Below are 20,730 nucleotides of genomic sequence, written 5' to 3' on the forward strand. Positions count from 1 at the left end.
TTATCGACAAATGTTGGCTGCGCTGTCCATCGAGATTTGCGGGCGTTCAATCTTGCAAACACCGTCATTCAACCGGACTTCCAGTGACGTGGGTTGCTGTTCCACGCGCAGATACAGGACGCTGGCCTGCCCGACAAAGCCAATGGCGTGTCCGCTTTGATCCGTCACCTCCGCACCAAATGGCAAGGGCACATCTCCGCGCTTAAAAGCGCGAAGCGTATAAGGCCGACGCTGATCGGTTTCGAACTTCAGATAGTTGACGGCGCCGGCATAAGGCACGCTGTTGGCGATATTGCCGACGATCTCCGCCCCGGAGCTATTGCCTGAATCCGACAACGTCACGGAGTTTTGCCGGTACGGCGTGGCGTACGGCACCAAAGCCAGCCCTTCGTCGTTAGTGACGATGCTCTCGTCGCCGTTCACCATCAGCCCTTTGGCCTTGGGCGCATCCACCACCATCATGGTGTTGCCCATTTCGTTTGACGCCAACAAATGCCAAGGGATCGCCACCAGGCTACCGCGGGCACTCATCCCCAATTGTCGATAGTCAGAGGATTCACTGTAGGAGCCGCCGACGGTCGTCGCGTTGGCACGATAGGCTGCATTCACACTCGCCATGCTGTTGCCACCGCTTTGATTACTGCCGGCAAGCGCATAACTCAGTCGGTTCGATTCCAGCGCATTGCCGCTCAGGCTTAGCGTGCTTTGTTGATAATGTGAATCGGTAGCCGATAAGCCGGTACTGAGATAGGCATTATTGTCGAATACCGAAAGCGGCACGCTCAGCGAAAGATAAAACCGCGTCTCCTCTTTTCGATCGGAGTTTCTTACCCTGCTGGCGGAAACGTTATAACTGATACGTTCAAAGGCGTTTGAATACCCAAGTTGATATTCCCGGCTTTTATTCGTATTCGACCAGTAATCACGCTGGGTGCCGGAAAAATACAGCGTTCCCCATCCCTCACCGAGCCGTTGATTAAGGTTCAGATTGAAGGTATTGCGCGGACGAGCGGCGCGAACGGCATCCCAGGTATTCAAATCCAGCGGTGCAAGCTCATCGTCATCTTGGTTGTTCCCGTAGTCGTGAAAGTGTTTGTCGCGTTCTCGGTAACCTTGATGGGTATAAATGGCATCGTTGAAACTGTAATAGCCTTTCGTCGAATAACGATAAGCGGCTAGCGTGAAGTTGGTCGCGGTGGCATCCAGAAATTTGCTATAGGCGATGCGAAAACTTTGCCCATTCTCTTTGCGATCCTGCAAAGACGTCGAGGCTTGAGTTACATCGACGGATACTGCGCCTATCGGCAAGTTCCAACCGCTGCCGAGCAGCCAGGTGCGGTAATCCTCACTGAGGATCGTGCCGGCATAGCCGGTGACCAGATTATTGAATCCATACTGCAGCGTACCCTGCACGAAAGCGGGAGAGTAGTCGGTATTTGCCTGATTGACTTTACCGGCAACCAGACCGTACTTGCTGACGCCCTGCTTCAACATATTGGGTACGGCGGAAAACGGTACGGTAAAGGACTGCTCTCGCCCGTTCGCTTCCTTAACCACCACCAGCAGATCACCCGCGGAACCGGTAGGCAGGATATTGTCCAACGTAAAAGCGCCCGGCGGGACGTTCTCCTGATAGATAAGGTTGCCGTTTTGTAGCACTTTCACCAAGGCGTTGCTCTGCGCGACACCCCGCACTATCGGAGAAAACCCCTGCTGCGAATTGGGTCGCATATTGATGTCTGACGCTAAGGCGCCGCCCCGCACCCTGATCGAGTCGAACAAATCGCCTGGCGAGTAAAAATCGCCCATGGTCAAGTTTGATTTGATGGCAGCGAAGCCACGCTGCACATAGCGAGTATTATTTTGCCAATCATTACCTTGCCGCGAACTGCTACGGAAATTGCTGCTGTCTCTGAATTGCCAGCCTGCCAGGTTAAACCCGGACTCCAGGCCGGTATAAAAATCGTCGGCAGACGCTTTATCGCCCTGCAACGATTGCACGTGGTAATAGGTAGCGTTATAAGCCAACAACAGCGCCGGTACGCCACGATCCCAAAATTTGGCGTCAACATAGCCGGCTTCTGCGCGAATGACTCGCGACTGAGGTACCGTCAACTTCAGGCTAAGCGTCGCCACGTCAAAATCGAAACGCCCCCCTTGCACCAACTTATCAATGGGAATAAGGTCGTTGTCCGCAACGGCGAGCAATGAGTCCAGATCGATGCCCAATAAAGCGGCATCGCGACCGGCAATGCGAATATCGCCCTGGTGCTCGCCGAACAGCAGCGAGAATCGGCCTTTCCAGCTTTGATTGACATAAACGTCGACAGTCTGCGTGCCCGCCGGCATATCATTGTTGAGGTAAAAGCGCGACAGGTCTGACTCGCTGGATGCTCCTGCCAATAAAGAGGTGTCAAATTTCATTGCCGATACTTTACTCGGCGAGATGAATGCAGATACGGTCAGTATCGAAAGCAATTTTATTTTAAGCGTCATTGCTATTCTTCACATTAGCGGGCAGTAATGGCTTTAGATTTATAAGCCCCCAGGTCGTCGATATACAGCAGGGTATAAGCAACATTTCGGCTCACTCCAGATTTCGTCGCGGCAAATAGGCTGGAAAATGGCGCGACCATCACTGAATCAACCAACAGGTTTTTTTTACCTTTCTGGTCAACATTAGCCAACGTAAAAAAATAAGGGCTTTTGTTGATAATCTTAAATCCCGTCCCTGCCGCCTGTAACTCAATAAAATCCGTTATGGCATTAGCGTTGCTGCTTAATCCTGCCGGACGATAAAATAACTTGATACGCGACTTTATGGCCAACTGCAGCGTATTGACACCCTGCAAATTCTCCGGCGTGGGTGGAATATCCAACACGTTCAAATAAAATACAGACTCACGATCGCCAGGAAGCGCGGCTCCCATTTTCTGTATGCGCAATTGCTGGCCATTATTTCCAGCCACTTTCACCACCGGTGGAGATAACAAGAATGGTACGTTTGCCGTCTCAGGCGTCGAGTTTATATCACCGTCATCAATCCATGCCTGCACGAGCGCCGGATCGTTACCGCTGTTCACCAACTGAACGATAACATCTTTGTTTTTTTCGGGATAAATAACACGCGTTCCATTAATTACAATGTTGGCATCGGCGAAAAAGCTGCCGAAAAATAGTCCAACAAAGATTAGGCATTGTTTCATAGTCACCTCAGAAGCCAGGCCTCTGGCACAGGCCTGGCTTAATTGCGATTACAGGTAGGAAATGGTGTAAGTCACGTTGGAGCTCAATTCCCCTACTTTCGCCTCGGTCACATTGGTTTTGTAGTAGTAGGCATCCAACGTCAGGGTCTCTGCATCAGGTGCCGTTTTATCACCTTTGATCTTGGTGAGATAAGGCACATTCAGCGGAATCGGTGTGGATGAGCCCGGCTCAGCCAAAGAGAAACCGACGTTTTTTGCTACGGCGGCGTCGTTTTCATTAACAGAACTGTTTAACAGATACTTTCCGTCGGTAGAGATATTATTCGCCGAAGAGAAGTAGATCTTCAGTGGTGTGCCAGCCGTTCCCGCAGCCGGCGTACAACCGGAAAACGTCAGCGAGAAAGATTTCTTGTTTTTGGTGATTGGCCCGACGACTTTGCCCGCATCAGTTACGGAAATTGGGCTGAGCGCAACGGTAAAGTCAGCGCTTTTTCCGCCGTTGATGGTACAAGTGGTATCCGTAACGGCACCGCTAAACGAAATAACGCCACCGGCAGAATTATCTGCCGCCGTTGCGCTCACAGAAGCTAACGCGGCAGCCAATACCGCCAAAGAGATACCTTGCTTAATCATAATAAACTCCATTACTTTCTTCGCTGAAAGAGAATATATAAAATGACCTATACCATTAAACCGTTCAGAGGCTAACGAAGCTTAGGCAATAGCAGAGCATTGACAGCATCCTGCCATCTCAAAGTTTATATTTGACGGTATATGTTTTTATATATCCAAGTGTATTTTAAAATATATCCAGCAATGGGAAAAATCTCATTCACCGCCAGATGCAGAACATATTAATTCCAAAGACAAAAAGATTGCAACATCGAATCAAATAATTTTCATAACAATAAAAAAAACAAATCAGGTAATAGACGGGAGGCAGTGCATCATAAAAGAGTGGGCACGGTATGCAGCTTACTACGCTGGTTAAATGCGCATACCCATTTCTGCATGAAGTATGGCGTGGGATAAAAACAAAAAACCATTGAAAATAAAAAGAAAAATACAGGAGGAAAAATCTTAAATTTCTTAATTAGCCCTCTTAACTCCCACATAGGGCTAGCTTATTTCCACCTTAAAATACCGATATAGGAGTAGAACAGAAACGCGATGCCATCTACGTTTGGATATCTATACCTATCAAAAACAGCCCCCATTAATTTCATCCATCAGCCGACGAGGCTAAACGCGTCAGACTAGAATATATCTTCCGCAGTCACTTTTTAGGTATATTTTTTAATATATCGAGAGATAAATCACTCCAATAAAGCGCTACAGAGGCTGATCACGATGGGGAGAGAAAAAACGCAGAAAGAGAAATGGCAGGAATAAAAAACCCGAACACACCGGCTCGGGTTTATAGCAAGACAGACATTCGACGATCAGAGCTGTTTTTCAGCCCGAACGATGCCGTGATTCTTCATCACCTCTTCCATGGTGAGATTTTCGTCGTACGGCTTATCGTCTACTACGACGTCTTGCGGGCGCACATAAGGCTTGGTCGCACGCTTGAACATCCACCACCACACGAACACCAGGAAAGCGCCGGACTTCAAAAATATCATGGTCCATAGGGCGACTTGATACCAGTTCATCTCTGTCTCCATAAGAGCATTAAGCGAAATTGATAAGGTGGCGTTGATTATCACCCCGGCGGCGCCTGACAGCAGCAGGCATCCGGGCAGCCAACCTTGATGACCGCATAATCTCACCTATGCGTGGCCCTTATCAATAGCCGATCGCGTTTCCTGCAAAAGCGCCCCAGTTTCTGCGCACGCAAAAGCAAAAAACCCCGTGCTCAAAGAGCACGGGGTCAGAATGTATGGCGGAGGAGCAGAGATTCGAACTCTGGAACGGTTTCCCGTCGACGGTTTTCAAGACCGTTGCCTTCAGCCACTCGGCCACCCCTCCGCAACGACGCGCACTATAAACAGACCTCATTCACTTGTAAAGCCCGGGCGTGTTCAACCGCGCGAAAAATCGGCGAAGGCACAGCAAACGGCGAACAAACGCGCACCTCATCCCCCCGCTGTTGCCGTAATGATAACTAAGGGTAAAGATTGGTAAACAAACTTTAATCAAGCGCTTGCGCTGCCTATTATCGGGATTATTTTGTGATGGCTTGATAAGAGAGAGCATTATGGACCGCATTGTCGTCTCATCTTCTTCGCGCGACTCGCTGCTCAGCACGCATAAAGTCCTGCGCAACACCTATTTCCTGTTATCCCTGACCCTGGCCTTCTCAGCCCTGACCGCAACTGCCAGCACGATGCTGGGTCTGCCAGCTCCGGGTCTGCTGCTGATGCTGGTCGGTTTCTATGGCCTGATGTTCCTGACCCATAAACTGGCCAACAGCCCGGCGGGCATTCTGGCGGCGTTCGCGCTGACCGGTTTCATGGGATACGCCCTTGGCCCAATCCTCAGCTCGTTCCTGAACGCCGGCGCGGGCGACCTGATCATGCTGGCGCTGGGCGGTACCGCAACCGTCTTCTTCTGCTGCTCGGCGTACGTGCTGACCACCCGTAAAGACATGTCGTTCCTGTCCGGCATGATGATGGCCGGTTTTGTGGTGCTGCTGGTGGCGGTGATCGCCAACCTGTTCCTGCAGATCCCTGCCCTGCACCTGGCTATCAGCGCGCTGTTCATCCTGTTCTCTGCCGGCGCGATCCTGTGGGAAACCAGCAACATCATTCACGGCGGCGAGACCAACTACATTCGCGCCACCGTTAGCCTGTACGTGTCGCTCTACAACATGTTCATCAGCCTGTTGAGCATTCTGGGCTTCGCCCGCAGCAACTGATCGCACGTTACGCATGCCTTCCTGGCCCCGCTCCGGCGGGGCTTTGTTTTTTGCGGCCGAAAAAATTTGCTAAACTGGCGGCCGTTCCGAATTATCCGTTATCGAGGCAGTATGTTGGAGTTTGAAGGTCGGGTTATCGACACTGACGCGCAGGGCTATCTGAAAAACAGCGCCGACTGGCATGAAGGGCTGGCGCCACTGCTGGCGGCACAGGAAGAGATCGTGCTCACCGAAGCACACTGGGAAGTGGTGCGCTTCGTGCGTGACTTCTATCAGGAATTTAACACCTCACCGGCGATTCGCATGCTGGTCAAGGCCATTGCGCAAAAATACGGCGAAGAAAAAGGCAACAGCCGCTATCTGTATCGCCTGTTCCCGAAAGGGCCGGCTAAACAAGCCACCAAGATCGCCGGATTGCCGAAACCGGTAAAATGCATCTGACCGCTCCGCCCGCAGCGCCGCTGCAGATGGGCATTCAATAGCGAATGCCAAACCCGGCGTAATCGACCACGCCCTGCGGCTCCACCAGCACGCGTTCGACGCGCGCGCTGCGCGGGCCGCCCTGTTTCAACCACGCCACCAGCTTGTCCACCTGCGCCTGCGTGCCGCAGGCCACCACCTGAACGCTGCCGTCATCAAGGTTGCGCGCATATCCGGTCACCCCCAGCGCCTCGGCCTGCCGCTGTGTGGAATAGCGGAACCCGACCCCCTGCACCACGCCATACACATACGCAGCTATGCAAACTTGTGTCATAATCGCCCCCTTATTCAGTTTTCGTTATGGCATTGCCGTGCTTTTGCACCGCCGTGTCACTCTTTTTCTCCTAGCTGGCAGCATTATTAATTATGACCGTACGCCTGTTTCTCGCCAAAGGACGTGAAAAGTCCTTACTCCGTCGCCACCCTTGGGTGTTCTCCGGCGCCGTTCAACGCGTTGAGGGCAAAGCCCACTCCGGTGAAACCATCGATATTCTCGACAGCCAGGGAAAATGGCTGGCGCGCGGCGCCTATTCGCCCGAGTCGCAGATCCGTGCACGCGTCTGGACCTTCCAGCCAGATGAAGAGATTAACATCGATTTCTTCATCCGCCGCCTGCAGCAAGCGCAAAGCTGGCGCGATTGGGTCGCGCAGCGCGACGGTCTGGACGGATACCGCCTGATCGCCGGCGAGTCCGACGGCCTGCCGGGCATCACTATCGATCGTTTCCAGAATTTCCTGGTGCTGCAGCTGCTGTCCGCCGGTGCCGAATACCAGCGCCCGGCCCTGCTTTCCGCCCTGCAACATTGCTACCCGGAATGTTCGATCTACGATCGCTCCGACGTTGCGGTGCGCAAAAAAGAAGGCCTGCCGCTGGCACAGGGCCCGGTGCTGGGCGATCTGCCCCCGGAACTGCTGCCGATCACCGAACACGGCATGAAGCTGCTGGTGGACATTCAGCAGGGGCACAAGACCGGTTTCTACCTCGACCAGCGCGACAGCCGCCTGGCGGCGCGCAATTACTCCGCCGGCCGTCGGGTGCTGAACTGCTTCTCCTACACCGGCGCCTTCGCCGTTTCCGCTCTGATGGGCGGCTGCGCGCAGGTAATCAGCGTGGATACCTCGCAGGCGGCGCTGGATATCGCCCGGCAGAACGTCGAGCTCAACAAGCTGGATCTGAGCAAAGCGGAGTTCGTCCGCGATGACGTGTTCCAACTGCTGCGCAACTACCGCACCCAGGGCGAGAAATTCGATCTGATCATCATGGATCCGCCGAAGTTCGTCGAGAACAAAAACCAGCTGGCTAGCGCCTGCCGCGGCTACAAAGACATCAACATGCTGGCGCTGCAGCTGCTGAATCCGGGCGGCATTCTGCTCAGCTTCTCCTGCTCCGGGCTGATGCCGACCGACCTGTTCCAGAAAATTTTGGCCGACGCCGCTGTAGATGCCGGACGTGATGTACAATTTATAGAGCAGTTCCGGCAGGCTGCCGATCACCCGGTGATCGCCACGTATCCTGAGGGGCTGTACCTGAAAGGATTCGCTTGTCGGGTGATGTAACTTGAAATGCGCTGCCTTGCCCCCATATATGAGCAAGGCATTGTTTCTCAGGAGGTCATCATGATTGCCAGCAAATTCGGTATCGGACAACAGGTTAGGCATAAACTGCTGGGGTATTTGGGTGTCGTGATCGATATCGACCCGGAATACTCTTTGGAACAACCCAAAGCTGACGAGATAGCGGCGAACGATGAACTGCGTTCCGCCCCTTGGTACCACGTGGTGATGGAAGACGAGGAAGGCCAACCGGTACACACCTATCTGGCGGAAGCACAGCTGGATAGCGAAGCCCAGGAGGCACACCCCGAGCAACCATCGCTGGATGAACTGGCGGAATCCATCCGCCACCAGCTACAGGCGCCACGCTTGCGCAATTGACCGCGCCAAGACCTGAGAAACCCGAGAGGGCCTGGCATCGCGCCAGGCCCTTTTTATTCAGCGCTCCAGCCCCAAACGCGGAATGTCGATTTTCGGACAGCGATCCATCACCACGCGCAGCCCGGCCTGTTGCGCCAGCTCCGCCGCCTGATCGTTAATCACGCCAATCTGCAGCCACAGCGCCTTGGCGCCGATCGCTATCGCCTCTTGCGCCACGCCGTAAGCCGCCTCCGAATTGCGAAACACGTCAACCATATCCACCGGCTGCGGTATAGCGGCCAGCGTAGCGTAAACCGGCTGCCCCAGCAGCGTCTGCCCCGCCAGTTTTGGGCTGACCGGGATCACCTGGTAGCCTTGCGCCAACAGATATGCCATCACCCCATAGCTGGGCCGCGACGGGTTATCGCTGGCACCGACCAGCGCGATAGTTTTCACCTGCTGCAACAGCTCGATAATCTCTTGATCTTGCATCTTTCAACTCCCGTTTATCACACCGCCACTCTCCGCTTCGAGTGTAACCGATCGGCACCCGCTCGGCTAAGCGCAACGCGAGGGAAACTTCAGCGCAATCTTATGGTCAGAGGCTGTCGCGGTTCAGCTGCTCATGGTCGTGTCTAATCGCGATAAAATATGTAAAAATGTGAACATAACGCCCGATTGAAAAATTTTGACACAACCTATGCCGTGTTCAACACTTAGAGCTACGTCACTTTATAAGGAGATAATGATGAAATTTGGTCTGGTGGTTGCGGCGTTGCTCAGCATCAGCATGCCTGCCGCGGCTACGACCCTGAAACTCTCCCCGGACATCGACCTGCTGGTGGTCGACGGCAAGAAAATGACAGGTTCGTTGTTAAAAGGCGCCGACAGTCTTGAACTGGATGGCGGACAGCACCAGCTGCTGTTTAAAGTGACCAAAAACGTCCGCGCCGGCCAGCATACGCAGGCATATGCTTCCCTGCCGCTGGTTGCCTCCTTCAATACGCAAAAGATCAGCCAGGTGGCGATCGAACTGCCGCGCATCGAGAACGATCGCGATGCGCAACGCTTTGACAAGACGTTGAATTATCTGGTGGTCGATAAAGACGGCAACGCCCTGCCGTTCCGGCATGACGTGCTGCATCCCGACAGCGTCACCTTCAATGCCGATTTGGAAAAGGTGATGACAGATTACAACCGCCAGAATCGCTCCGCCTCCGTCGCGGCCTTCGTTCAGGCGAACGCCGATAATCCCTCAACGCCCTCGCTGGCCGGCACGCCGCTGAACGCTCCAACGGTCACGCTGAAAGGGGAAAACGTGTCGGAACAGATGCTGCAATATTGGTTCCAGCAAGCCGACAAGGAAACACAGAAGCGTTTTCTGCGGTGGGCCAATAAACAACCGGTTCGCTGATCCTTCCCGGCGTCTTTCCCCGCAAAGGCGCCTTTTCTTCGCATTTTCAAGCGCAAACGCTAGGCAGTGAAAAACAGTTTCAGTAATCTGTCGCACATCCCCGATTAGCGAAGGACACCGAGATGGAATTGACCACCCGCACTATCGCCGCGCGCAAACACATTGCGCTGGTGGCGCACGATCACCGCAAACAGGCCCTGTTGGAGTGGGTAGAGAGCCACAAGAGCATTTTGGCGCAGCACCAGCTGTACGCCACCGGCACCACCGGTAACCTGATCCAGCGCGCCAGCGGCATTCCGGTCACCAGCATGCTGAGTGGCCCCATGGGGGGTGATCAGCAGGTTGGCGCATTGATTGCGGAAGGCAAGATAGACATGCTGATCTTCTTCTGGGATCCGCTGAACGCGGTACCGCACGATCCGGACGTGAAGGCGCTTCTGCGGCTGGCGACCGTATGGAATATCCCGGTGGCCACCAACCGCTCGACCGCGGACTTTCTGATCGACTCTCCGCTGTTCAAAAGCGAGGTGGAGATCGCCATCCCCGACTATCAGCGCTATCTGCAAGAGCGCCTGAAATAGTCCTCGCGGCCTGGCTACCGCCAGGCCTGATGCCTACGGTTTTTTCTGCACCGGTACGCCAAGATCTTGCAGCTGTTCGACGAACACCGAAGGGCGTTCACGATCCTGCAACAGCCAGACCTGGTGTTTGGCGCGAGTCAATGCGACATACAGCAGGCGGCGCTCTTCGGCATCCGGAAAATCCTCCGGCTGTGGCAGCAGCACCTCTTCCAACACCGACTCGCGCGCCACGGCCGGGAAACCGTCACGCCCGTCATGCAAACCGGCGATGATGACGTATTCCGCCTGCTGCCCCTTGCTGGCGTGGATGGTCATAAACTCCAGATCCAGCTTGGGCCAGCGGGTGGCCGCTTTCGCCAGCGCTTCCGGTTTCAGATGATGGTAGCGCGCCAGTACCAAGATACGCTCGTCCGGCTTGGCATAGCCGCTCAGTTTATCCAGCAAGGGCTCCAGCTGCTCGTGCGGCAGGATCGCCACCGACTTTTTATTGCCCTTGCTCAGGCTGTTGAGCGGTTTTTTCAACTGGTGCGGGTTCTGCTGCACGAACCGGTTGGCTACCTCACCGATACGTTCATTAAAGCGATAAGTGGTGTCCAGCGCGCACTGCGCCCCTTCACCGAAGTGAGTGGTGAACGCCGTGGTTAACGTCAACTCTGCGCCGCTGAAGCGATAAATCGCCTGCCAGTCATCCCCCACCGCAAACAGGCAGGTCTGTTTGTTTTGTCGACGCAGCGCCGCCAGCAACAGCGCACGCTGCGGCGAGATATCCTGAAACTCATCGACCAGAATATGTTTCCACGGGCTGACAAAGCGCCCCTTGTCGAGAATATTGACCGCCTGATGGATCAGACCGGAGAAGTCCACCGCCCCTTCCTCTTTCAAGGCGCTTTTCCAGGCTTTCAGCAGCGGTGCCATCAGCCGGATGCGTTTTGAAAACAGATCGCGGATTTCTTCATCCGCCTGCTCAATCATTTCCGCCTGGCTGCCGCCGTGCATGCGCATCAGCCCCAGCCAGCGTTCCAAGCGGCCCGCCAGCCGATCCGCCAGGCGTTGATCCTGCCAAAAGTCGCCTTCCGGCACTTCCCATTCCAGTTCGTCGCTCAACCATTGACGCCACCCCTTGGCCTGGGCTTTTTTCTCTGCGCACTGTTGTCGCCAATGGGTAATCAGCAACGCTTTGCGCGCTTTGGCATCGGTTTCCAATCGGCTGATGGCCGGGGCTTTGCGGCTGCCCTGTTGAATGATCTGCAGCGCCAATGCATGGAATGTCTTGGCCTGAATGCCGACATCGCCCAAACGCGCTTTGATGCGATCATTCATCTCACTCGCTGCCTGACGGCCGAACGCCAACAGCAAAATTTGGCCCGGCTCCGCCTCCTGACGGCGCAGCAGCCAGCCGGCGCGCGCCACCAGCACCGACGTTTTGCCGCTGCCGGCCCCCGCCAATACCAGAACGGAATCCTCGCCGTTGACCACCGCACGGCTCTGAGAGTCATTGAGCGGTGAACTCTCGACGGTCTGGAAGAAGTTGTGATGTTGCTCCAGCATGCGCTCGGTCCACTGCCGGTTGCGTTGTTCGACGCTGCGCAGCCCCTGCTGCAGCCATTGCAGACACAGATGATAATCAGCCCGGCAGTTATCAAACTCATCCAGACGCGCCACCGGCATCGGCAACGCGGAGAAAGCCTCGTGGATTTGCTGCTGCAGCTTGCCCAGCTCAGACTTTTTAAACCATTTGTCTTGCTGCTCGATGCGCTGGATCTGCGCCACCTGCTGTTGCAACACGCCAGCGCTGACCTCGCTCATTTCTGCGCTCCACTGCTGCCAGGCCTGCTGCAGATAATGATGAAAACGCTGCGTTTCCTGCCATTCGGTGCCGTGCAGCCGCACCACTTTTTCGTCCGGCAATTCAAATTCCAGCTCGCCCCAGACGATGCCGCGCTTGCACCTGACCTGAATCAATTGATTGAAGGGGATCAGATATTCATGTTTTTCCCCGCTCACCTCAACGCCGGCGTGCAGCAACCGCACGCGGTTATAAGGGTGCTGAGCCAGGTGTTTCCCCAGCAATGTCGCTTTAAGTTCCATATCGTCGCGCCATGACTATGTTGAGATTAAATAACGGATATCTGCCAGTTTACCTGTGATAAGCAGTGGCACTCTAGCGCTAAAAAAAGGGTAGAATAGATTTTGCGTTTTTATCGTGAATACGCCCGCATCGCGGTTTGGCCATCATTAGAGCAGAATGACGTCTATGCGTACTGTACTGAATATTCTTAATTTTGTGTTGGGCGGTTTCTTCACCACGCTGGGTTGGCTCATCGCCACGGTGTTCAGCGTGCTGCTGGTCATCACGCTGCCGCTCACCCGCTCCTGCTGGGAAATCACCAAGCTGTCGCTGGTGCCTTTCGGCAATGAGGCAATTCACGTCGATGAACTCTACCCGGAAAAAAGCAATGCGCTGCTCTCCGCCGGCGGTTCGCTGCTCAACATTATCTGGTTGGTGCTGTTCGGCTGGTGGCTATGCCTGTCACACATCGCCGCCGGCATCGTGCAGTGCGTTTCGATCATCGGTATTCCGGTCGGCATCGCCAATTTCAAAATTGCCGCCATCGCGCTGTGGCCGGTGGGGCGCCGCGTCGTCTCGGTAGAAATGGCCCAGCAAGCGCGTATTGAGAATGCTCGCCGCCACTATCATCAGCGTTAATTTTTTCTCCGTTTGAGGAGTTTTTCGTGCTCTCTTTTGCACCCGCAGTTCGTCGTTATACCTACAACAGCAACCTGCTGTATCACCTGCGCATCCTTATTGCGCTGATCGGCACCACCGCCGTTCCCTGGTGGTTGGGCATTCCCAAGCTGACCATCCCGCTAACGCTGGGCGTCGTGGCGGCGGCCCTGACTGATTTGGATGACCGCCTGGCCGGCAGGTTACGCAACCTGCTGATCACGCTGGTGTGCTTCTTTGTCGCCTCTGCTTCAATCGAGCTGCTGTTCCCCTACCCCTGGTTGTTCGCCCTTGGCTTAACCACGTCGACCTGCGGTTTTATCCTGCTCGGTGCCTTGGGGCAACGTTACGCCACCATCGCCTTCGGCGCGCTGCTGATCGCGGTTTATACCATGCTCGGCACCGCCATGTACGATGCCTGGTATCAGCAGCCGCTGCTGTTGGTGATCGGCGCACTGTGGTACAACCTGCTGACGCTGGCGGGCCACCTGCTGTTCCCTATCCGGCCGCTGCAAGAGAACCTGGCGCGCTGCTACGATCAGTTGGCCAACTATCTGGATGCCAAAGCCAATCTGTTCGATCCCGATGCCGAGCGCGACGCCGATCTGCCCTGGATGGATGTCGCGATGGCCAACAGCGCCCTGGTCGCGTTGCTTAACCAAACCAAAGCCTCGCTGCTGACGCGCCTGAAAGGCGATCGCGGCCAGCGTGGCACCCGCCGCACCTTGCACTACTATTTTGTCGCGCAGGATATCCACGAACGCGCCAGCTCTTCCCACGTTCAGTACCACGCACTCAGCCGGCAATTCCGCCACAGCGACATTTTGTTCCGCTTCCAGCGTTTGCTGAGCATGCAGGCGCGCGCCTGCCGCCAATTGGCGCAATCGATCCTGCTGCGGCAAAAGTACCAGCACAACCCGCGCTTTGAACCGGCTTTCAGCCGCATTCAGGAGGCATTGGCGCGCATCGCCGAAACCCAGGGCAATACCGAGCAGACCAAGGCGCTGGCGCATCTGTTGAAAAACCTGCATGCGATCGATGCGCAGCTGGCCAATATCGAATCAGAGCAGACGCTGGCCAGCGGGCAAGCGGAAGAGAACAGCCTGGCCGATGACCGCTTAACCGGCTGGAGCGATATCCGGCTGCGCATCAGCCGCCATTTGACGCCCCAGTCGGCCCTGTTTCGCCACGCGATCCGCATGTCGGTGGTGCTGTGCGTGGGTTACGCCTTCATTCAATTCACCGGCATGCAGCACGGTTACTGGATCCTGTTGACCAGCCTGTTCGTCTGCCAACCGAACTACAGTGCCACCCGCCGACGCCTGGCATTGCGCATCATCGGCACCCTAGCCGGTATTCTTATCGGCCTGCCAATCCTCTATTTCGTGCCTTCACTGGAAGGACAGCTGGTGTTGATCGTCATCACCGGCGTTCTGTTCTTCGCTTTCCGCACCGTACAATATGCGCACGCGACGATGTTCATCACGCTGCTGGTGCTGTTGTGCTTTAACCTGTTGGGTGAAGGATTCGAAGTGGCAGCTCCGCGCGTTTACGATACCTTGCTGGGCTGCGCCATCGCCTGGGCGGCAGTCAGCTTTATCTGGCCGGACTGGAAGTTCCGCCAACTGCCGGCGGTGGTGGATAAAACGCTGAATGCCAACTGCCGTTATCTGGACGCCATTCTGGTGCAATACCACCAGGGTAAGGATAACGGCCTCGCCTACCGCATTGCGCGGCGAGATGCCCACAACAGCGATGCCGAGCTGGCTTCGGTCATCTCCAACATGTCCGCCGATCCCAAGGCCGACAAGGCGCTGCAGGAAGCCGCCTTCCGCCTGCTCTGCCTGAACCACACACTCCTGAGTTATATCTCGGCGTTGGGTGCGCACCGCGAGCGGCTGAATACCCCTGCCACGCTCGACCTGCTCAATGATGCCGTGTGTTACGTGGACGGCGCCCTGCATCAGGAAGAACAGAACAGCCAGCGCATTGCTCAGGCGCTGGAACAGCTGGCGGAGCGTATTCGCCAAGCCGTTCCGGAACCTGAAAGCAAAGAACAGCTGGTTTTGCAGCAGGTGGGTCTGGTGCTCGAACTTCTGCCGGAACTCACCGCGCTGCACACCCAAATCAATAAGACAGTCTAATTATTCAGGGCCCGCTCGACGGGCCCTGAATCACCGGCTCATGTCCATGGCGGCGCATCGCCATCATATGATCGAACCAGCGCACCAATTCGTTATGCAATTCAGCCGGTAATGCCGCCTGATGATAACCGGCTATCGCACCGCCCAGCGACAACAGGACTCGCAATCCCAGATTGGTCTGTTGTTGCAGCAGGCTAAGATAGCTGCGTTTCGCGCCCTGCAACCGCAGGTCATAGGCGTTGCGGATACCCGCTCGCCACAACAGCCGCTCCATATTGACATCTATATTCGGCAGCGCCTTCAATCTGCCGTGGTCGCCGGCCTTGAGCCGCTGTTCCCGACGGGCCTCCCTGACAGCTTGCCAAGCCAGCCCCACCAATTCGTTACGTTCCCGCCACAGGGACTCGTCAACCCAGTAATAGCGCAAAGTGATGGGCACTCCGCGCTTGGAATAGACCATATTGACCATGCCCCGAGCGCGAAAGGCCGGTTCCATGCTCGCCGTAGCCCGCAAATACAGCTCGCCTTCCGCTATCACTGCAAACATCACCCCCTCAGCCAACAGCCCATAGCCGCCAAACTGTGATCGCGTGGTGATGGTGCCCAGCGCCGCGAAGCAACTTTTAGCCTGCGTGATTCTTCTCGTCGACATCCTTTTCATAGCGTTCCTCCTTTTTAGGTTCCGGTCGTATTATTTCTCTCATCAATGAAAAAAGTAACGTGAACAACTAATTAGAAAAATACGCACTATCCGTCTGCATGCCAATCACAAAAAACACCGGTACAAAAAATGATCGCAATTATGCGAGCCGCTACGAAAATTTGGGTTGATCTTATCCGAAATCAGGGATACTGTATAAACATACAGTAACACGACGGGCGGGAACTTTATGCGTACTCAATCACCCTACCAACCTCATTTTAGCCATGGCTCTTTTACCGCGAACAGCGTTGCGAAGAACACAAATGTCGGCAAAGAGAATGGCTTGATCAGTGAACTTGTTTACAACGAGCGCCAGCCCGCAGTGGCTCAACTGCTGTTGCCCCTGCTGCAGCAACTGGGCAAGCAGTCTCGCTGGCTTCTGTGGCTGACGCCGCAGCAAAAGTTAAGCAAGCAATGGCTGCAGCAATCCGGCCTGCCGGTGGATAAAATGGTGCAGTTGAGCCAAATCAGCCCGGTGAATACGGTTGAGGCAATGGAAAAAGCGCTGCAAACGGGGAACTACAGCGTGGTTCTCGGCTGGTTGCCCGAGCTAACGGAGGAGGATCGTCTAAAATTAAGACGTGCGGCAGAATTGGGTAATGCCTACGGGTTTATCATGCGTCCTCAACGTGACATTGACCCGACTCACGGACACTGTTCCACCCTAAAAATTCACTCTTCTTTGTATCATTAAGTAAATTTAGGATTTTTCCCATCATTTTCGCACCCCGTAGAGGGAACCTTTGCGGGATAAGGCACAAAGCTAGTCCGGCTGCGGTTTGCCAAGCAAAAACGCCCGATGAATCGCCGTTTTTTTAGGCTAAGAATGTTAGCAAATATGTACGATTCCGCGTTTTTTTTTAGAGCCTTATCACATCACACTTGTAACTTTCGCGCCACGTTGTAGACTTTACATCGCCAAGGTTGCTCTATAACGTCAGAAAAACTGGCGAGTAACAAACGAGGGCTTAAACCTTGGCGAAGGAATTTAACCAAGGGCTTAAAACAGCTTTAAAGCTCATTGCCTATTTGGATGATAACGAGGCGCAAAATGAAAAAGACAGCTATCGCATTAGCAGTGGCACTGGCAGGTTTCGCTACCGTAGCGCAAGCCGCTCCAAAAGATAACACCTGGTACACCGGTGCTAAACTGGGCTGGTCCCAGTACCACGACACTGGTTTCTACGGTAACGGTTACCAGAACGGTATCGGCAACGGTCCAACCCACAAAGATCAGCTGGGTGCCGGCGCGTTCCTGGGCTACCAGGCAAACCAATACCTGGGCTTCGAACTGGGCTATGACTGGCTCGGCCGTATGCCTTACAAAGGCAGCGTGAACAACGGTGCTTTCAAAGCGCAGGGCGTTCAACTGGCCGCTAAACTGAGCTACCCAATTGCTGACGATCTGGACATCTACACTCGTCTGGGTGGTATGGTATGGCGTGCAGACTCCAAAGCTAACTACGGCAACGGCACTCGCCTGAGCGACCACGACACCGGCGTTTCTCCGCTGGCTGCTGTTGGTGTTGAATACGCACTGACCAAAAACTGGGCTACCCGCCTGGACTACCAGTTCGTAAGCAACATCGGTGACGCAGGTACCGTTGGCGCACGTCCAGACAACACCATGCTGAGCCTGGGCGTTTCTTATCGCTTCGGTCAGGATGACGTAGTTGCTCCAGTTGCTCCAGCTCCAGCTCCGGCTCCAGTTGTTGAAACCAAGCGTTTCACTCTGAAGTCTGACGTGCTGTTCAACTTCAACAAAGCAACTCTGAAGCCACAAGGTCAGCAGGCTCTGGATCAGCTGTACTCCCAGCTGAGCTCTATGGATCCTAAAGACGGTTCCGTAGTTGTTCTGGGTTACACCGACGCCGTTGGTTCTGCTCAGTACAACCAGAAACTGTCTGAAAAACGCGCACAAAGCGTTGTTGACTACCTGGTCTCCAAAGGCATCCCGTCAGACAAAATCTCTGCACGTGGCATGGGCAAAGCTGATCCAGTTACTGGCAACACCTGTGGCTACAAAGCTGGCCGCGCTACCAAAGCTCAGATCGACTGCCTGGCACCAGATCGTCGCGTAGAGATCGAAGTTAAAGGTATCAAAGACGTTGTAACTCAGCCTCAGGGCTAAGTTTACTCGCCTAATAAAAAACCCCGCATTGCGGGGTTTTTTTTCGTCCTGCTGTTATCAGAACATTCAAGACCCAGTGTAACTAAGGCGCTCTGCCCCGTTTACTTAGGTTCTTTATCGAGAATCGCCTTCAAATCTTCTTTCAACGACGACATCTGATTCGCATACTTCTCTTTGCGCTCAGCATCTTCGATAAGCTGCACAACCGTTTCCGACAGCGTGACGCCACGACGGCGCGCCAGGGCAGCCAAGCGTTGCCAAACCAAAAACTCCAGATCGATAGATTTTTTACGCGTATGCTGGTGTTCTGCGTTAAAATGACGTTTGCGGCGGGCGCGGATCGTTTGTTTCATCCGGTTATCCAGCTCCGGATTCATATGAGCGGCAATCCATGCAAGTACCTTGACCGGCTCATTTTCCAGCTTCAGCAGCTCGTTAACCGCCTCCTGAGCAGCGCTGTTTTCAATGTAGCGGGTAATAAGTTCCCCTTCCCGGTGCTTCTTCACCAGGTACTTCCATTTCCAACCGCTCTCCAGATTTTCCAGTTGCTGATATTTCATCTTGAGCTCTTCAGTGACCGCGTAACTTCAAATAAGCATAACAGCTTTGCGCCGAATTTCCCCGGCAATTAAGCCGTCTTTTAGACTGTTTTTTGCACAGTCATCGCGCGATGTCAAACTCCCTGACGCCAACTGGCACTCCACATGTATCAAGCCGCCGTTATTCTTGTATAATCGCCCTTTCCCTTTTTAACGATTGCATCTAACACTTTGACCAATAACCGACTTGAATGGCAATCTTTATTGCCGGACGTAACGCCTTATCAGGCGATATTTGATACCGCCGCTCAGTTGGCACCCGTGCCCTTTTCCGCCATTCAGCCTCGGCTGGAAAATGCCCTGACGCTATTTTGCCATCCTCAATCGCCACCGCGTTTCATGCTGTTGAAAGCGCAAGAAACGCGAGAGTACCTGGAACTGATCGCTCACGCCGTCACGCCACTGCTGGCTAAGAATACGGCATGCCGCGGCAGCCACTATGCCATTCAGGATGGCAAGGTCAGCATAGAGCCGGCCAGCCGTGGCGATGAGCCTTTCGCCGCCGGCGGTGCTTGTCTGTTCCAGGAGTGGATTGAACCGGAGCAGCTGTTTGGTTGCGTACGGATCCACAATGGCGACATTACCCTGCAACCGGGTCTGGTGCACCAGGCCAACGGCGGCGTCCTGATCCTGTCGGCTCGGGCGCTGCTGGCTCAGCCATTGCTATGGCTGCGGCTGAAGCAGATGATCGGCCAGCGCCAGTTCCATTGGGTTTCGCCAGACGAAACCCGCCCGCTGCCGGTAGCCATTCCACCGATGCCGCTGGACCTGCGGCTGATTGTGGTCGGCGACCGTCACGGCCTGGCCGATTTCCACGATATCGAGCCGGAACTGAGCGAACAAGCGGTCTACGGCGAATACGAAGACGATCTGCAGCTGACCGAAGTCGATGATATGGCGCAGTGGTGCGGCTACGTCAACGGCGTGATTGCCGATCGGCAGTTGCCGATGTTAGCGGCCGACGCCTGGTCGCCGCTGATCGTCCAGGCTGTGCGTTACACCGGCGATCAGGGCATCCTGCCACTCTCGCCTGTTTGGCTTGGCCAGCAGCTGTCCGAGGCCGCACTGTATGCCGAAGAGGAGCGCATTACCGCCAAAGCGTTTGAGGCAGCGTTGAATGCCCGCGAATGGCGTGAAAGCTATCTGGCTGAGCGTATGCAGGATGAGATTGAGCTGGGCCAGATCCTGATTGAGACCGAGGGTGAAGTGGTCGGGCAGATCAACGGCCTGTCAGTCCTGGACTATCCCGGCCATCCACGCAGCTTCGGCGAGCCCTCGCGCATCAGCTGCGTCGTGCATCTTGGCGACGGCGAGTTTACCGACGTCGAGCGCAAAGCCGAGCTGGGCGGCAACCTGCATGCTAAAGGCATGATGATCATGCAGGCGTTCCTTATCGCCGAACTGGATTTGGATCAGCAGTTGCCCTTCTCCGCTTCCATCGTCTTTGAACAATCTTACGGTGAAGTGGACGGCGACAGCGCCTCGCTCGCCGAGCTGTGCGCCTTGGTCAGCGCTCTGTCGCAGCAGCCAATCACACAGCAGATCGCCGTCACCGGCTCCGTCGACCAATTCGGCAACGTACAGCCGATAGGCGGCGTTAACGAAAAGGTCGAAGGTTTCTTCGAAGTTTGTTTACGCCGCGGCCTGACGGGCAAACAGGGCGTCGTATTGCCCGTGACCAACGTGCGCCACCTGTGCCTGCGTCAAGATGTCGTCGACGCGGTACGCGAGGGGCAATTCCATCTGTGGGCGGTAGAGAGCGCGGCGGAAGCCTTGCCTTTGCTTACAGGTTGCCTCTACTCTGATGAACAACAGCCGAATTTGTTGGCGGCCATTCAGGAACGGATTGCGCAGGTGAGCCTGCAGGAACGCCGTCGTCCATGGCCGCTGCGCTGGCTCAACTGGTTCAACCACGGCTGATCGGACTTGTTCAGCGTACACGTGTTAGCTAACCTGCGTCCTTCATTAAAATA

20 protein-coding genes and 1 tRNA gene are annotated in these 20,730 nt (G+C 54.9%); 11 read left to right on the plus strand and 10 right to left on the minus strand.

The annotated features are described in order from the left end of the window. The 5 genes from ACUXAC_RS10750 to ACUXAC_RS10770 form a co-directional block, all read right to left on the minus strand. Positions 1–2,496, minus strand: coding sequence for a fimbria/pilus outer membrane usher protein (locus tag ACUXAC_RS10750; protein ID WP_454266651.1), 2,496 nt, complete (start codon positions 2,494–2,496; stop codon positions 1–3). A gap of 14 nt (positions 2,497–2,510) precedes the next feature. Continuing rightward, entirely contained in the window at positions 2,511–3,206 is a 696-nt protein-coding gene (locus ACUXAC_RS10755) for a fimbrial biogenesis chaperone (RefSeq protein ID WP_343179608.1), read from the minus strand. 48 nt (positions 3,207–3,254) lie between these two features. Next, complete coding sequence (locus ACUXAC_RS10760) at positions 3,255–3,851, minus strand: fimbrial protein (RefSeq protein ID WP_373275474.1); 597 nt, start codon at positions 3,849–3,851, stop codon at positions 3,255–3,257. A gap of 797 nt (positions 3,852–4,648) precedes the next feature. After that, positions 4,649–4,861, minus strand: a complete 213-nt coding sequence (locus tag ACUXAC_RS10765) for a hypothetical protein (protein ID WP_060419649.1) — start codon at positions 4,859–4,861, stop codon at positions 4,649–4,651. 228 nt (positions 4,862–5,089) lie between these two features. Then, positions 5,090–5,177: transfer RNA gene (locus ACUXAC_RS10770), tRNA-Ser, on the minus strand. A gap of 229 nt (positions 5,178–5,406) precedes the next feature. On the opposite strand from ACUXAC_RS10770, the gene yccA reads away from it, so the two are divergent. Beyond that, a complete protein-coding gene (yccA, locus tag ACUXAC_RS10775; RefSeq protein WP_141958735.1) occupies positions 5,407–6,066 on the plus strand; it encodes an FtsH protease modulator YccA in 660 nt (219 codons plus the stop codon). Positions 6,067–6,177: 111 nt separating this feature from the next. Continuing rightward, on the plus strand, positions 6,178–6,507 hold the full coding sequence (gene tusE / locus ACUXAC_RS10780; RefSeq protein WP_070913939.1) for a sulfurtransferase TusE: 330 nt from the start codon (positions 6,178–6,180) through the stop codon (positions 6,505–6,507). A gap of 34 nt (positions 6,508–6,541) precedes the next feature. Here tusE and yccX read toward each other — a convergent pair whose 3' ends face one another. Next, positions 6,542–6,820, minus strand: coding sequence for an acylphosphatase (yccX, locus tag ACUXAC_RS10785; protein WP_060419652.1), 279 nt, complete (start codon positions 6,818–6,820; stop codon positions 6,542–6,544). A gap of 92 nt (positions 6,821–6,912) precedes the next feature. On the opposite strand from yccX, the gene rlmI reads away from it, so the two are divergent. Further along, entirely contained in the window at positions 6,913–8,103 is a 1,191-nt protein-coding gene (gene rlmI / locus ACUXAC_RS10790; RefSeq protein WP_141958733.1) for a 23S rRNA (cytosine(1962)-C(5))-methyltransferase RlmI, read from the plus strand. A gap of 60 nt (positions 8,104–8,163) precedes the next feature. Beyond that, the gene (gene hspQ, locus ACUXAC_RS10795; RefSeq protein WP_033637900.1) at positions 8,164–8,481 is read left to right on the plus strand and encodes a heat shock protein HspQ; all 318 of its coding nucleotides are present in this window, start codon (positions 8,164–8,166) and stop codon (positions 8,479–8,481) included. 57 nt (positions 8,482–8,538) lie between these two features. Here hspQ and ACUXAC_RS10800 read toward each other — a convergent pair whose 3' ends face one another. After that, positions 8,539–8,952, minus strand: coding sequence for a CoA-binding protein (locus ACUXAC_RS10800; protein ID WP_060419657.1), 414 nt, complete (start codon positions 8,950–8,952; stop codon positions 8,539–8,541). A 256-nt stretch (positions 8,953–9,208) separates the two neighbouring features. Between ACUXAC_RS10800 and ACUXAC_RS10805 the strand changes: the two genes are divergently transcribed. Both ACUXAC_RS10805 and ACUXAC_RS10810 read left to right on the plus strand, forming a co-directional pair. Beyond that, positions 9,209–9,874 carry a DUF2057 family protein gene (locus ACUXAC_RS10805; protein WP_060419659.1) on the plus strand — a complete coding sequence of 222 codons (666 nt, stop codon included), beginning with the start codon at positions 9,209–9,211 and terminating at the stop codon, positions 9,872–9,874. 122 nt (positions 9,875–9,996) lie between these two features. Further along, entirely contained in the window at positions 9,997–10,455 is a 459-nt protein-coding gene (locus ACUXAC_RS10810; protein WP_060440261.1) for a methylglyoxal synthase, read from the plus strand. Between the two features lie 33 nt (positions 10,456–10,488). Here the strand turns inward: ACUXAC_RS10810 and helD are convergent, their stop codons facing one another. Continuing rightward, on the minus strand, positions 10,489–12,543 hold the full coding sequence (helD, locus tag ACUXAC_RS10815; protein ID WP_343179419.1) for a DNA helicase IV: 2,055 nt from the start codon (positions 12,541–12,543) through the stop codon (positions 10,489–10,491). Positions 12,544–12,709: 166 nt separating this feature from the next. On the opposite strand from helD, the gene ACUXAC_RS10820 reads away from it, so the two are divergent. Next, positions 12,710–13,162: a YccF domain-containing protein gene (locus ACUXAC_RS10820; RefSeq protein WP_004928120.1), complete on the plus strand. Its 453-nt coding sequence runs from the start codon at positions 12,710–12,712 to the stop codon at positions 13,160–13,162. Between the two features lie 26 nt (positions 13,163–13,188). Further along, a complete protein-coding gene (yccS, locus tag ACUXAC_RS10825; protein WP_343179416.1) occupies positions 13,189–15,324 on the plus strand; it encodes a YccS family putative transporter in 2,136 nt (711 codons plus the stop codon). Between the two features lie 4 nt (positions 15,325–15,328). Here the strand turns inward: yccS and ACUXAC_RS10830 are convergent, their stop codons facing one another. Beyond that, positions 15,329–15,985: a TfoX/Sxy family DNA transformation protein gene (locus ACUXAC_RS10830; protein WP_060419667.1), complete on the minus strand. Its 657-nt coding sequence runs from the start codon at positions 15,983–15,985 to the stop codon at positions 15,329–15,331. Between the two features lie 229 nt (positions 15,986–16,214). Here ACUXAC_RS10830 and sulA point away from each other — a divergent pair, with 229 nt between their 5' ends. Both sulA and ompA read left to right on the plus strand, forming a co-directional pair. After that, positions 16,215–16,721, plus strand: a complete 507-nt coding sequence (gene sulA, locus ACUXAC_RS10835; RefSeq protein WP_454266652.1) for an SOS-induced cell division inhibitor SulA — start codon at positions 16,215–16,217, stop codon at positions 16,719–16,721. Positions 16,722–17,078: 357 nt separating this feature from the next. After that, entirely contained in the window at positions 17,079–18,158 is a 1,080-nt protein-coding gene (ompA, locus tag ACUXAC_RS10840) for a porin OmpA (RefSeq protein WP_060419786.1), read from the plus strand. A gap of 101 nt (positions 18,159–18,259) precedes the next feature. Here the strand turns inward: ompA and matP are convergent, their stop codons facing one another. Then, positions 18,260–18,718 (minus strand): macrodomain Ter protein MatP, encoded by a 459-nt coding sequence (matP, locus tag ACUXAC_RS10845; protein WP_454266653.1) that lies wholly within the window; start codon positions 18,716–18,718, stop codon positions 18,260–18,262. A gap of 210 nt (positions 18,719–18,928) precedes the next feature. On the opposite strand from matP, the gene ACUXAC_RS10850 reads away from it, so the two are divergent. Then, positions 18,929–20,677 (plus strand): AAA family ATPase, encoded by a 1,749-nt coding sequence (locus tag ACUXAC_RS10850; RefSeq protein WP_387442563.1) that lies wholly within the window; start codon positions 18,929–18,931, stop codon positions 20,675–20,677. Positions 20,678–20,730 lie beyond the last annotated feature (53 nt).

It is taken from the genome of Serratia sp. 121840015-1, assembly GCF_053627655.1.